Source organism: Peptoniphilaceae bacterium AMB_02 (genome assembly GCA_036321625.1).
GTDB classification, from domain to species: domain Bacteria; phylum Bacillota; class Clostridia; order Tissierellales; family Peptoniphilaceae; genus Microaceticoccus; species Microaceticoccus formicicus.
Genome location: CP143259.1, coordinates 2,372,813 through 2,385,430, shown reverse-complemented (window position 1 = coordinate 2,385,430; position 12,618 = coordinate 2,372,813). Strand labels below are relative to the sequence as shown.

Sequence of the window (12,618 nt, the reverse complement as noted above, 5' to 3'; positions counted from 1 at the left end):
TAATATGACATTTAAAATACCTGAGTTTACATTACCGAATTTTAAAGAAGAAAAATATCAAAATGCTCCTTCGATTTCGATAGGAATTGTTGAAAAGGACGGAGTGGCACCTGATATGTTTTACTTAACCTCACATATGCCGACATTCTATAAATATGAAGGTCAATGGTTATTACCGGAACACAATTCTCTAAATTGTGTGGCAGTTGTTGAGTATCATAAGATAGTAATTAAAGAGATTAGAGAACTTGTAAAAGGTGATCGCGTAGTACTTTCTAAAACCGGATCATTGGACGATGGAATACTTGTATACAAGGAAGGATTCCCAACTTCAATTTATTCAACTGCAGGAAAGGCTGTAGAAACTTCATTCTCCGAAGACTATGACTTTTTATTTGAACTTATGCAGCACGAAAGAGACAGTGAAGACGGATATATCGTATGGGTACTTGGACCTTCGGTTGTATTTGATTACGATACGAGAAGAGCTCTTAATAAACTGGCTGAAAATGGATACATCCACAGTTTATTAGGTGGTAATGCAATGTGTACTCATGACCTTGAAGGTGGATTCTTGCAAACTGCACTGGGTCAAAATATCTATACTCAAGAAAATGTGCCAATGGGTCACTACAATCACTTGGATTTATTAAATGAAGTAAGAAGCATAGGATCAATAAAAGAATTTATAGCCGGAGGAAATGTAAAAGACGGAATTATCAAAACTCTATCAGATATGGATATTCCGTTTGTATTATCAGGCTCCATAAGAGATGACGGACCTCTTCCTGAAGTTATTGCAGAAACAGACAGAGCACTTTCTGAAACTAAAAAAGAACTGGATAAAGCAACGCTTGTAATCTGTATTGCAACAATGCTGCACAGTCTATCAGCTGCAAATATGGCATCAGGATACAGAATTAGAAAAGACGGAAGAATTACTCCTGTGTACATGTATGCGATAGATATCACAGAAAACGTAGTAAATAAAGTTGGTGCTGCGAGAGAACTTATGGCTTTCGTGCCAATGATTACAAATGTCCAAGACTTCGTAGTAAACTGTGAAAAAGCACTTATAACACCTGCAGACAAGGTGTTTGCAAATGAAATGGAAGTACCTGAGATGGAATACGTAGAAGTAGAAACTCATGAAACTGAAAGGAAAGGAGAAATATAGTTATGAAATTCGAATTACCAAAATATCATCATCCTGACTTTGAAAAAGATATGTTTAAGAATGCACCGAATGCAACTCTTGAAGAGGTTACAAGAGATGGAATAAGTCCTAGAAACTATCATGCACTTTCAGTATATCCTGAGTATTTCAAAATCAACGGGAAATGGGTGCTGGCAGCTGAGTCCAGAATGGATACTGTATGTGTTGCAGACGATACTCCCGGACATGAGAGAGTGGATATAGTTGAATTCCGTAATCTAAAAAAAGGTGATAAAGTTGTTATAGGAAGAACAGAAGATGCTTCTGAGGGCATCTATGTTTGGACTCAAGGATTCCTTGAAGAAGAGGAAACTCAAGACACATTTGCCTTTAGATCCGGACGTTCAAGAGAAACTGCATTCTCTGTTGATTACGACACCTTATATGATGTATTGAGACATGAAAAAGCAAATAATGGTTACGTAACTTTAATAGTCGGAACTGCGCTTGCTCTTGACAGAGATTCAAGACTTGCACTTGAAAGGCTTATAAGAGAAGGTTATGTTCAAGCCATCTTCTGCGGTACAGAAACTGCTGCTTTCGACCTTGAAAAGGGATTATATAATACAGTATGGGGTCAAAAGACATTCGAAAAAGAACAAAATACTACCAGGAATCTCTATGCGACTATAAACCTTGCCAGGAAATATGGATCTACAAAAGCACTGGTAGAGTCAGGACAGGTTAAAGACGGTTTTATTAAAGCCTGCGTGGAAATGGATGTACCTTTTGTGTTGGCCGGAACTATAAGAGACAGATTGGGTCTTCCTGAAACCATAAACAATGTATATGAAGCTCAAAATGTGATGCGTACTCATGCTAAGAAGACTTCAACCATAATAATGATGTCGGCAATACTATTTACCATTGCTACAGGAAACATGACACCATCATACAATGTATTTGACAACGAAGTAAGACCTGTTTACATGTATACGATAGATATTCAGGAGTTTGCTGTAAATAAATTAGCTGATAGAGGAACATTAACAGCCGTTTCTATTGTAACCAATGCACAGGACTTTATAAGAAATGTAGATAGAGCCCTAAATAACTAAAAAGAAGGGGAGTAGAAAATGAATAAAATAGTATTGGCACTTGGGGGAAATGCCCTTGGTAATTCTCCCGAAGAGCAAAAAGCAGCAGTAAAAGAAACTGCAAAATCCATAGTAGACTTGGTTGCAGCGGGTAATAAAGTTATTATCTCGCACGGAAACGGACCACAAGTTGGTATGATAAATTTAGCCATGGATACTTCTTCAAAATCAGAAGCCAAAACACCTGCCATGCCATTTCCGGAATGTGGGGCGATGAGCCAAGGCTATATCGGATACCATCTTCAAAATGCCATAGTAAACGAACTAAGATCGAGAAATATGGATATTACTGTAGCTTCTGTAGTTACTCAGGTTCAGGTAGATTCAAAGGACCCTGCATTTGAAAATCCTACAAAACCTATAGGTTCTTTCTATACAAAAGAAGAAGCTGAAAAACTGCAAGAGACAGGACTTATATTTAAAGAAGACGCAGGTCGTGGATACAGACGTGTAGTTCCTTCTCCAAAACCAATTGACATTGTCGAGAAAGCAGCCATTGAAATGCTATACGACAATGGAGTAATCGTAATTGCAGCAGGAGGGGGCGGGATTCCGGTAGTTGACGAAAACAACAATTATGTCGGAGTTCCTGCAGTCATCGACAAGGACTTTACCACCGCAAAACTTGCTGAACTTGTAAATGCCGATACTTTGATAATTCTAACAGCTGTAGAAAAAGTAGCCATCAGATTCGGAACACCGGAGCAGGAGTGGTTGGATTCACTGAGTGTTGAAGAAATAGAAAAGTATATTGAGCAAAAGGAATTTGCTGAAGGTTCAATGAAACCTAAAATAGAGAAGCTGCACTTAGTTTTGTTAAATCAAAAGATAATGCAAGTGCTCTAATTACTTCGCTAGATAAGGCGATTGAAGGTTTGGACGGAAAAACCGGAACCTGGATAAAAAAATAGAATAGACAAAGACGAAACTGTTAATTAATAACGGTTTCGTCTTTTTTATATTGATATAAAACTCACCAGAATAGACATATATATAATTCGCAAATACTATAACTGGTAATTATATTGGAAGTAGGCTAAAATAGATATGTAATTTTAAATTAACGATTAATTTTTATTTAATATAATGAAGGAGGGATTTGATGAAGGGGATACTCTTTGATTTAGATGGCACTCTAATAGATTCAATGCATGTTTGGCAGAGTCTGGATAAATACTTCGTGGAATCAAGAGGACTTGTTTATGATCCCAAGTCTACCGAGGAGCTAAAAGCCATTGGACTGAATGAAGCACCGAAGTATTTTAATAAAGTATATGGGATGAATATAACTCTGGACGATATGATGGATTTTATGTATGAAACCTTGGAATCCTATTATTCAGAAAAATTTGAGCTAAAACCGGGAGTATATGATAAATTAACAGAACTGCATGATATGGGAATAAAGATGTGTATCACTACAGCTACAGACAGTTCACTGGCTTTAAAGGCAATTGATAGACTTGGACTATCCAAATTTATGCAATTTACCCTTACACCTGATATCGCGGGTTTGGAAAAAGGTGAGCTTGAATTTTTTAGAATAGCAAGGTCAAGACTTGGTACAGAGGCTCATAAGACATATGTTTTTGACGATGCTTTATATGCTCTTGAAAATGCTGTAAAACTTGGGATGATACCGGTGGGAGTCGAGGATTTCACAAGCATTGCAGAACAAAGAGCATTAAGAAAAATCTCCAAGATATACCTTGAGGGATTTCATCAATTAGATGTAAATAGGATATAGATTATGGATGGGAAAAGAGATGTTGAAGAGAGAACGAGTTACACAACTCTCTTCTTTACCTTTTTAAGGATTGGAGCATTCACATTTGGGGGCGGTCTTGCGATGCTTCCCATACTCAAAAGAGAAGTTGTAGACAATCATAAATGGGCTTCTGAAGAGGAATTAATCGATTATTACTCCATTGGACAGATGACACCCGGGATTATAGCCATCAATGTATCTACCATTATAGGTTATAAAAAAAGAGGTATTCTAGGTGCTTTTATAGCGGCATTTTCTTTTTTGCTACCGGCATTTTTACTGATAACCTTACTTGCATCCCTAATCTTCAGGTATTCAAATAATGAATATCTGCAATATGCATTCAATGGGATAAGAATCACGGTATGCGCCTTAATAGGTCATACTGTAATTAAAATGGCTAAGATTGGCGTAGTAGATTTAATTACCGGATTGATTTTTATCGCTTCATTTATAATGATTGCCATACTCGAAATATCCCCCATTCCCGTGGTAGTTTTTGCCGCTCTAACGGGAATGATTTCTAAGGGGGTAAGAAGATGATATATTTATTGCTGTTTATTGAATTTTTTAAAGCGGGACTTTTCTCAATAGGAGGAGGACCTGCAACAATACCCTTTTTAAAGCAGATGTCTGTAAAATACGGGTGGTTTACGAGTTCGGAATTACTGGATATGATTGCTATATCAGAATCAACCCCGGGAGCGATAGGAACAAATATGGCGACATATGTGGGCATGAAAGTGGCGGGTGTTCCCGGAGCCATAGTATCTACAAGTGCATTGGCACTTCCGTCCATTATAATAATTATTTTGATAATCAATGTAATAGTAAAATATAGAGAAAGCAGATTGATGATGGATTCGTTTTATGGAATCAGACCGGCGACTGCAGGTCTGGTATTCGGAGCGATGGGCGAGATCTTCGCGGTCAGTCTATTCAGCTACAATATCTTTAAACAGACGAATTATCTAATGGATCTATTTAAAATTGGACCACTAATACTCTTTTCAATAATGTTTTTAATCCATTATAAAATCCCTAGAATCCATCCGATAGCATTGATAATAGCAGGTGCTGTCATAGGTGTAATATTTAAACTATAGTAGTATTTTATAAAAAGCCGGCATTTGCCGGCTTAGATTTGTATATACTCAATATTATTGCGATTTAATAATTCAATGGCATAATCATCGATTCTATAACCTTCATGGTAGTAGATTTTCGAGATTCCCGCCTGAATCAATGCTTTAGTACAATTTAAACAGGGGAAATGCGTAACATAGCAGTAACAGCCCTTAACAGCAATGCCTTCTTTTGCACAATAAAGAAGTGCGTTCATCTCTGCATGGATTGTAGCTATACAGTGACCATCTCTCATCGTATGACCGATTTCATCACAATGCGGATTACCTGCAATTGAACCATTGTAACCTGTAGATACGATTCTGTTTTCATTATTTACTATGACACATCCGACATATGCTCTATCGCATGTTCCTCTAGCTGCGACATTATGGGCTAAATCCATAAAATACTCTTCCCAAGATTTTCTCATTGTTCACCTCAAAATTCTATTATAGTTAATCATAGTATAACATAATGGAATTATCTTTTGAAACATGATAATATTACTTTGATATAAACTTTAAATAGAAAAGGAGAGTATGATTTAATCATACATAATAATTATGAAAGGTTTGGTATTAGAAGGTGGCGGAGCGAAGGGTGCTTTTCAAATCGGTGCCTATAAAGCATTAACTGAATATGGATATGAATTTGACGGGGTTACAGGCACTTCCATCGGGTCTTTGAATGGCGCTATGATCTGTCAGAACGATTTTGAAGATTTGGAAGCGATTTGGACTGAAATAAATCCTGAGGAGATATTTGGGGAAAAACTGCCTGCGAAACTTATTGAAACTGAATTGTCATTTGATCTGTTGAAAAATTACTCTTCAGAGATTAAAGATCTAGTTTTTCAAGGTGGAATAGATATAAAACCCATTTACGAATACATCACAAAACATATAGATGAAGAGAGGATAAGGAAGAGTAAGATGGATTTCGGTCTGGTAACCTATAATCTAACGGACTGGAAGGCGGAGAAACTCTTTAAGGAAGATATTCCTGAAGGGCAGCTTTGCGACTACTTGATGGCATCTTGTTACTTGCCAGTTTTCAAAAGAAGCGAGCTCGGAGGAAAAATATATTTGGATGGCGGATTTGCTGACAATTTACCTTTTTCCATGCTATTAGATAAGGGTTATACCGAGTTGGTACTGATCAGGAATGAAGGATTTGGATTTTCAGGAAAACCCGATGAGGATGAGGTTAAAACTTTGGAAATTAAGCCTAGACATGATCTCGGAAAACTCCTGGATTTTAGTGCAAGCAATAGCAACAGACTTATCAAACTCGGATACATGGATACTTTGGTTTGCCTTGGAGCATTGCATGGAGAGTACTATAGCATAGGTGGAGACATATCAGAGTTTACAAAAAGTCTATTTACCATTCCCGATGAAAAAATCAGTGAATTAGCATTATGCATATAGGACTGCCTGAGCTTGAGGGCATAGATAAGCTCTATATGTATATTTTACCCAGACTTGCAGAGATTCTCAATATTAAAAACAGACCATCTTCAAGTCAAATTGCTTTAAAACTCTTGGAAAGCAGAATGAAGGATTTGCAAATGGATTTTATGGAGATTTATGAAATAGATGAGCTGAATGTGCTGGTTAGAGGAAAGAAGGAAAACAATAAAGAACCTGCCAAGGCTTTTACAGATATAACTATAGATAAAATTAAGAATATTTTTTATAAAGAGGACTTGATCCATAATATTGTAGAAATATTATTTGAATAAGTTTTAAGAATAGGATGATTGAATGAGTAAAAGAGCTGAAAATCCATTAGGATATGAACCAATAGCTCCGCTTATGTTAAAATACGCCATACCATCCATAATCTCAGGATTGGTAGGGGCAATTTACAATATTGTCGACCAACTTTTCATAGGAAGAGGCGTCGGCATGCTCGGTAATGCAGCGACAAATGTAGCTTTTCCACTGGTCACTTTTACGATAGCCATGTCGCTACTAATCGGCGTAGGGACAGCATCAAACTTTAACTTGCAATTAGGGGCAAGAAATGAAGAAAAGGCAAAGAGAATATTTGGAACGGGAATCAGCTTATCTATTATATTTGGACTGATTATAACCTTTTTTGCCATAATGCTTTTGCCGAAACTTTTGATTATTTTCGGAAGTACTGAAGAGGTCTATCCGTATGCTATCGAATATGCATCGATTACTACCAAGGGAACTCTATTTTTAATGGCATCAATTGTATTTCCCATATTGATAAGGGCAGATGGATCGCCAAGGTTTGCGATGATTGTAGCTCTTACAGGTGCGATATTAAATATGATTTTAGATCCGATTTTCATCTTTATATTTAATATGGGAATTGCAGGTGCTGCATGGGCGACAGTAATCAGTCAAGCGGTTAGTACCATAATGGGAGTTTACTATTTTTTGGTCAAATTGCAGTCATTTGATTTAACAAGATCCATGTTTAATCCGGTGCAGAAGTGCTCGAGATTCAGCTGTGCACTTGACATCTTTAAACTGGGACTATCACCTCTTGTAAATCACTTTTCGATTATGATAATGACCATTGTGCTAAACCAGTCGCTTAATTACTACGGAAAACTTTCGGCTTTGGTAGCTCAATACCCCTGGCTGTGGTCGGAGTAATATCAAAGGTGAATGTTCTTTATATTGCAATATTAATAGGAATCTCTTTGGGAGCACAACCCATTATGGGTTTTAATTACGGTGCAAAAAAATTCGACAGGGTGAAAGAAGCAACGCTGATAAACATGCGTGCAGTCACGATAATTTCGATAATAACCTTTGCAATATTCCAATTGTTTCCACTTCAGATTATCAGAATATTTGGGACTGGAACTCCGGAATATGAAGAGTTTGCCATCAGATATATAAGGATTTTCATGTTTATGATCCCACTAAATGGTGCTCAGCCTGCAGCTTCGTTTTTATTTACTGCAATAGGAAAGCCGGTAAAAGGTCTTATTATTTCGCTATCAAGACATATAATATTCTTTCTACCTGCTATCTTTATACTGCCAGGATATTTTGGCATTGAAGGCGTCCTTTTTACAGGACCTGTGGCAGACTTATTAGCTGCAATAGTAGCATTTAGTTTATATATGATTGAAATAAAGAAGCTAAAGAGCTTAATTGGCGATGAAAATGAGTTGATTAGTACAAATTAACATAAAAAATCACCTAAGTTTGTAAAAAAGTGTAGTAATAGGGTGCGGGAAAACCAAAGGAATTAAAGTAATATCGATTGAATGGCTCAACTAAGAGGTTGAGCTATTTAAAATATATAAAAAGGAAAACGTTGACAGATTACTTATTGTGGGGTATAATCAAGTAGTAATAAACATATTAGTAATACAGTTTATTCTTTTTCATCATAATTAACTCCAGAGACAAGAGTAGGCAGTGCCTGCTCTTTTCTCTGCCCTTTTTTAATGACAAATAAAAAACAATACAAGTACTTGATAAATAAAGCTCTCTATGGTAATATAACTAGAGATAAGGGGCATTAGCTCAGCTGGCTAGAGTGCTACGTTGACATCGTAGAGGTCACTGGTTCGAGCCCAGTATGCCCCACCAAATTAAAACACCGTACTTCTGTTTTGTTGAAAACCGGAAGTACGGTGTTTTATGTTCCTCTCTTTTATATTTACTGTATCTCCTTTTTTCTGAAAATTAATATAGATAAAGTCATCAAAACAATAATAATTATAACAGTAACGCCAATGGAACTGTATAAAAAAGTTGGATTTAATGTATTTGTCAATAACTCCATGTTTCTTGTTGAAAGTGATATTGGATTATATTTTTGAAAACTCGGAATTATGTTTAGCAACATACCAATTACTACAGTAACCCCAACAATAATTAAACTACCATAATTAGTATTTGTTACAGTAGATGAGAACATTAGCAAGGAAAGCAAAAATAAACCGAATAACCATAAACAAAATACTGAAAAAAGTAAATTGTTTGTTCTATCACCTGGAAATAAATATACTGTATAGGCCCAAGTAATAATAAATGAAATTGTAACACTCAATGTCCATATTAACGTCATGAAAGTAAATTTAGACAGAATTACAGCTTTGCGGGATAATCCTTTCGTTAGCATGTTAATTAATGTTCCTTTAGAAAGCTCAGTAACTAATATTCCACTAAAAACTAGAATTGTTACTATTAATCCCATTTGAGCGATGTTCTTGAAAAATTGTGCCCATGAGTCTAAAGCAGTGGCTTCAGGAATAGAAATTGAGTTTCCTTCTGGTATTAGGGTTTTAATAATATGTGGAGTTAGTTTTGCTGTAAAGGGGTTCATCACACCTATTAATACAAAGACGATTAGCATAATGAGCAGCTTATAAGTCCGAATGCTCTCCAATATTTCTTTTTTAAGAAATGCAATATAGTGTGTCATTTTACCACCTCAGTAAATAAATTTTCTAAAGATGGTTCGATTTTTTCAAATTTCAATGGAACTATTCTCTTTTGATATAGTAAATGTACTAAAAAATGTCCATCTTTACTTATATTATTGAATGTAACGGTTAATAGATTTTTATTTCTTAAAAGATGGATATCATGGTCTTTTAAATCGTTTGAATTAGAGAAATTACTTAATTGTTCTTCAGTCTCAAATTCAATATTGAATCCATTAGTGCTATATTGATCTCTGATTTCTGAAAGGGTTCCATTTAGTGCTAGTTTACCTTTATGTAGAACTGCTACATAGTCACACACTCTTTCCACATCAGATAGAATATGAGTAGAAAAGACTACAGTCGTTTGTCCTTTGATGGTTAATAAAATATCTAAAATTTGCCTACGTCCAATAGGGTCAAGGGCTGATGTTGGCTCATCACAAATTAGTAGTTTTGGTTTATTAAGCAATGCTTGTGCTATCCCTAGTCTTTGTTTCATTCCTCGGGAAAATGACTTTATTTTCCGATTTTCATCACTAAGTCCTACTAACTCAAGGAGTTCTTTTCCTTTTGAAAGTGTATCATTTTTTGTTAATCCTGTGATTTCACCACACAATAGTAAGTATTCCATTGGTTTCATATAACCATAAAATTCAGGAACATCGGGTAGATATCCAATATGTCGATTAGTTTTAGTATCACCATAAGATACCTTTTCCCCGCAGACAGTAACATTTCCACTGTCTGCTTTTAATAACCCTAATATAATTTTCATGGTAGTCGTTTTGCCTACACCGTTTTGCCCAACGAAGCCAAAAATTGAATTTTTAGGAACCTTCATATCCAAACCAGATAGAACTTCCTTCTTTCCGAAGCTTTTATTAAGTTGATTGATTTCCAAAACATTCACTAATCGTCACCTCTTCCAAAAGCAAAGTAAACAACTGGTCCAATAATTTGGAGAAGTAGAACAACAACAATCCACATAATTTTGTTTCCAAAACGATATTTAGAATTTTTTATTACATGAACAAGAGCTGTAGTCGCTAGAATAATCTCCAAGATAATTAAAGGGACTAAGAATGGTAAATATTCCCTTAGGATTTCTAAACTGCCCATAAAAATTCCTCCTCTAACAATTATTTCTTAGTTTCATAACTAGGTTTTTATATTGAGTATTATCTTCAAAAGTTGAGAAATTTGGATTATTGACAACAGCCTCATACATACTTTGTTTAATAACTTTTTCATTTCTTGGTGGATTAGTACCTATAGGAAAATTTTCAAACCACTTATCAATTAATGTGAAGAAGTCATCTCCTTTTAATTTCAGTGGATAAATATTTCCTGTTGCAATTCTTGTGTAGTTTTCTAAATATTCGAGAGCTTTATCTGTGTTTCTATTAACTATTTTTCCATGTGCTAAAGTGAGATAAAATGGTAATAAAGCATCTGGCTTCAATTTATCTAAATTAAATATATTTGCAATTGTTAGAAAACGTTTTGAAATTTCATCAAATTGTTTTTCATCATCAATAAATAAGGATAAATATGAATGTAAAAGTTGTAGCAAAGTTCTCATATATTGATATATCTCTATTTGTAGCGTTTCCTTTGCTTTATCAGTATTTCCAATCATTTGATATGCTTTACCAAGCAATATTTCTACGGACATTACTAATGAATTTGATTCATCTAATAATTTAATCACTTCATCAGGATAACCTAGAGTAATTAAAGATAAAGTTTCCATATAAAATGCTTGTTTTACTAACTCAATATCGTCACTTTCATTTTTAATCTTTATAAACAATTTTTTTGCTTCTACAATAATTTCTTTCATTCTTTTTTCATTATTAGCAAGATTACTATTGTTAAACAATAATACACCTATTTGGTAAAGTAGAGGATAACAAGAAAAATATTTTTTAATGACTTCTTGACAATAAGTAATTATATCTTCAAATGGCTTTTCATAAAACTCATTTGATAGCCTAAGATAAAGATTACGTATATCCTCCTTTGTCATTTGAGGTTCATAACCCATTAGCTCATCAATACTAATGTTAAAATAACTAGCTAATTGAGGTAAAAAAGTGATGTCCGGATAACTTTGTGCAGTCTCCCATTTTGAAACAGAAGATTTAGAAACACCTATATAATTTGCTAACTCATCTTGTGTAATGCCTTTTAGTTTTCGATTTTCTGATATTACACGTGCAATGTTAATATCTTTCATTAGCCACCTCCTATATTTATTGTACAATTTCAATCCTTCTTCATCAATGGATTTATAGTTAATTTAGGTTGATTTAATCAACCTACAAGAAACATCATGCCATATCTAATAAGTAGAATAAAATCAAAAATGAATAGCAGCATCTAAAAAGCCAATAAAATGGTGGTATAAACATACCCCAAATTATCGGCTTTTCGTTAAATATTATTATAAAATAACCTAGTAACAAACTTCCAGTTATCCCCGTTCTTTTCAAGCACCAAATTAAATTATCATACTTACGTTACTTTGTTCTTCTGGTCGAGATACTTAACTGAAAGTGATACCGTGACTTGATTATCCTTAGGAATATAAATAGGATTTACTAATTCCTGAAAGATGTATTCTTTTCTGATTGGTTTCAAAATTCCATTACTTAGATAATAGGAAAGTTCTTTTACGGTAGCAGTAGTATAAAGCTTAAATAACGTTATTAAAAATTCTTTAGTCAAGTCCAAAATAGTGTATAAATTATTTTATCTTACTTTTTGATTAGTAGTTTTTTTGATTTGCTCAAGATTTGGAGCCTAAGGTGTAACATCATCCACCCGAAGTGTGAACTTAAGTGAATGTATTACAATCTTCAATATAGCGAACCATCTCTTTTACAACCTGGTTAGTTTTTTGGTGAAGCTATTATATCAAAAGGCCTAAGATGGATCATGTTTTCTTATAAAAGTAATTTCCCACATTATATAGACT

At 34.7% G+C, this 12,618-nt stretch carries 14 protein-coding genes, 1 tRNA gene and 2 pseudogenes; 11 read left to right on the top strand and 6 right to left on the bottom strand.

Annotated features, from left to right (window positions below; all coding sequences use genetic code 11):
* Positions 1 to 4: 4 nt before the first annotated feature.
* The 6 genes and pseudogenes from VZL98_11330 to VZL98_11305 all read left to right on the top strand — a co-directional run bounded on the left by VZL98_11330 (position 5) and on the right by VZL98_11305 (position 5,187).
* Positions 5 to 1,177: a hypothetical protein gene (locus tag VZL98_11330; GenBank protein ID WVH63267.1), complete on the top strand. Its 1,173-nt coding sequence runs from the start codon at positions 5 to 7 to the stop codon at positions 1,175 to 1,177.
* A gap of 2 nt (positions 1,178 to 1,179) precedes the next feature.
* A complete protein-coding gene (locus tag VZL98_11325; GenBank protein WVH63266.1) occupies positions 1,180 to 2,274 on the top strand; it encodes a hypothetical protein in 1,095 nt (364 codons plus the stop codon).
* An 18-nt stretch (positions 2,275 to 2,292) separates the two neighbouring features.
* A pseudogene (gene arcC, locus VZL98_11320) lies at positions 2,293 to 3,224 on the top strand (carbamate kinase).
* A gap of 191 nt (positions 3,225 to 3,415) precedes the next feature.
* Entirely contained in the window at positions 3,416 to 4,060 is a 645-nt protein-coding gene (locus VZL98_11315; protein WVH63265.1) for an HAD family phosphatase, read from the top strand.
* A 3-nt stretch (positions 4,061 to 4,063) separates the two neighbouring features.
* The gene (locus VZL98_11310; GenBank protein ID WVH63264.1) at positions 4,064 to 4,624 is read left to right on the top strand and encodes a chromate transporter; all 561 of its coding nucleotides are present in this window, start codon (positions 4,064 to 4,066) and stop codon (positions 4,622 to 4,624) included.
* Positions 4,621 to 5,187 carry a chromate transporter gene (locus VZL98_11305; GenBank protein WVH63263.1) on the top strand — a complete coding sequence of 189 codons (567 nt, stop codon included), beginning with the start codon at positions 4,621 to 4,623 and terminating at the stop codon, positions 5,185 to 5,187. The genes VZL98_11310 and VZL98_11305 overlap by 4 nt, the downstream gene beginning before the upstream one ends.
* 32 nt (positions 5,188 to 5,219) lie before the next feature.
* Here VZL98_11305 and VZL98_11300 read toward each other — a convergent pair whose 3' ends face one another.
* Positions 5,220 to 5,639: a deaminase gene (locus VZL98_11300; protein WVH63262.1), complete on the bottom strand. Its 420-nt coding sequence runs from the start codon at positions 5,637 to 5,639 to the stop codon at positions 5,220 to 5,222.
* Positions 5,640 to 5,772: 133 nt separating this feature from the next.
* On the opposite strand from VZL98_11300, the gene VZL98_11295 reads away from it, so the two are divergent.
* The 5 genes from VZL98_11295 (at position 5,773) to VZL98_11275 (ending at position 8,796) form a co-directional block, all read left to right on the top strand.
* Positions 5,773 to 6,639, top strand: coding sequence for a patatin-like phospholipase family protein (locus VZL98_11295; protein ID WVH63261.1), 867 nt, complete (start codon positions 5,773 to 5,775; stop codon positions 6,637 to 6,639).
* On the top strand, positions 6,630 to 6,953 hold the full coding sequence (locus VZL98_11290) for a hypothetical protein (protein WVH63260.1): 324 nt from the start codon (positions 6,630 to 6,632) through the stop codon (positions 6,951 to 6,953). Before VZL98_11295 ends, VZL98_11290 begins: the two co-directional genes overlap by 10 nt.
* Positions 6,954 to 6,975: 22 nt before the next feature.
* Positions 6,976 to 7,845, top strand: coding sequence for an MATE family efflux transporter (locus tag VZL98_11285; protein WVH63259.1), 870 nt, complete (start codon positions 6,976 to 6,978; stop codon positions 7,843 to 7,845).
* The gene (locus VZL98_11280; protein ID WVH63258.1) at positions 7,833 to 8,387 is read left to right on the top strand and encodes an MATE family efflux transporter; all 555 of its coding nucleotides are present in this window, start codon (positions 7,833 to 7,835) and stop codon (positions 8,385 to 8,387) included. Before VZL98_11285 ends, VZL98_11280 begins: the two co-directional genes overlap by 13 nt.
* A 332-nt stretch (positions 8,388 to 8,719) precedes the next feature.
* Positions 8,720 to 8,796 (top strand) — tRNA-Val (locus VZL98_11275).
* A gap of 70 nt (positions 8,797 to 8,866) precedes the next feature.
* On the opposite strand, the gene VZL98_11270 is transcribed toward VZL98_11275, so the two are convergent.
* The 5 genes and pseudogenes from VZL98_11270 to VZL98_11250 all read right to left on the bottom strand — a co-directional run bounded on the left by VZL98_11270 (position 8,867) and on the right by VZL98_11250 (position 12,359).
* On the bottom strand, positions 8,867 to 9,634 hold the full coding sequence (locus tag VZL98_11270) for an ABC transporter permease subunit (protein ID WVH63257.1): 768 nt from the start codon (positions 9,632 to 9,634) through the stop codon (positions 8,867 to 8,869).
* On the bottom strand, positions 9,631 to 10,548 hold the full coding sequence (locus VZL98_11265) for an ABC transporter ATP-binding protein (protein ID WVH63256.1): 918 nt from the start codon (positions 10,546 to 10,548) through the stop codon (positions 9,631 to 9,633). The genes VZL98_11270 and VZL98_11265 overlap by 4 nt, the downstream gene beginning before the upstream one ends.
* Positions 10,548 to 10,757, bottom strand: a complete 210-nt coding sequence (locus VZL98_11260; GenBank protein WVH63255.1) for a PLD nuclease N-terminal domain-containing protein — start codon at positions 10,755 to 10,757, stop codon at positions 10,548 to 10,550. The genes VZL98_11265 and VZL98_11260 overlap by 1 nt, the downstream gene beginning before the upstream one ends.
* A gap of 13 nt (positions 10,758 to 10,770) precedes the next feature.
* The gene (locus VZL98_11255) at positions 10,771 to 11,877 is read right to left on the bottom strand and encodes a helix-turn-helix domain-containing protein (GenBank protein ID WVH63254.1); all 1,107 of its coding nucleotides are present in this window, start codon (positions 11,875 to 11,877) and stop codon (positions 10,771 to 10,773) included.
* Positions 11,878 to 12,155: 278 nt separating this feature from the next.
* Positions 12,156 to 12,359 (bottom strand): annotated as a pseudogene (locus VZL98_11250) (conjugal transfer protein).
* Positions 12,360 to 12,618 lie beyond the last annotated feature (259 nt).

Coding starts and splice junctions, on each gene's coding strand:
- VZL98_11330 (WVH63267.1), top strand. CDS start 5: ATGACATTTAAAATACCTGAGTTTACATTACCGAATTTTAAAGAAGAA.
- VZL98_11325 (WVH63266.1), top strand. CDS start 1,180: ATGAAATTCGAATTACCAAAATATCATCATCCTGACTTTGAAAAAGAT.
- VZL98_11315 (WVH63265.1), top strand. CDS start 3,416: ATGAAGGGGATACTCTTTGATTTAGATGGCACTCTAATAGATTCAATG.
- VZL98_11310 (WVH63264.1), top strand. CDS start 4,064: ATGGATGGGAAAAGAGATGTTGAAGAGAGAACGAGTTACACAACTCTC.
- VZL98_11305 (WVH63263.1), top strand. CDS start 4,621: ATGATATATTTATTGCTGTTTATTGAATTTTTTAAAGCGGGACTTTTC.
- VZL98_11300 (WVH63262.1), bottom strand. CDS start 5,639: ATGAGAAAATCTTGGGAAGAGTATTTTATGGATTTAGCCCATAATGTC.
- VZL98_11295 (WVH63261.1), top strand. CDS start 5,773: ATGAAAGGTTTGGTATTAGAAGGTGGCGGAGCGAAGGGTGCTTTTCAA.
- VZL98_11290 (WVH63260.1), top strand. CDS start 6,630: ATGCATATAGGACTGCCTGAGCTTGAGGGCATAGATAAGCTCTATATG.
- VZL98_11285 (WVH63259.1), top strand. CDS start 6,976: ATGAGTAAAAGAGCTGAAAATCCATTAGGATATGAACCAATAGCTCCG.
- VZL98_11270 (WVH63257.1), bottom strand. CDS start 9,634: ATGACACACTATATTGCATTTCTTAAAAAAGAAATATTGGAGAGCATT.
- VZL98_11260 (WVH63255.1), bottom strand. CDS start 10,757: ATGGGCAGTTTAGAAATCCTAAGGGAATATTTACCATTCTTAGTCCCT.
- VZL98_11255 (WVH63254.1), bottom strand. CDS start 11,877: ATGAAAGATATTAACATTGCACGTGTAATATCAGAAAATCGAAAACTA.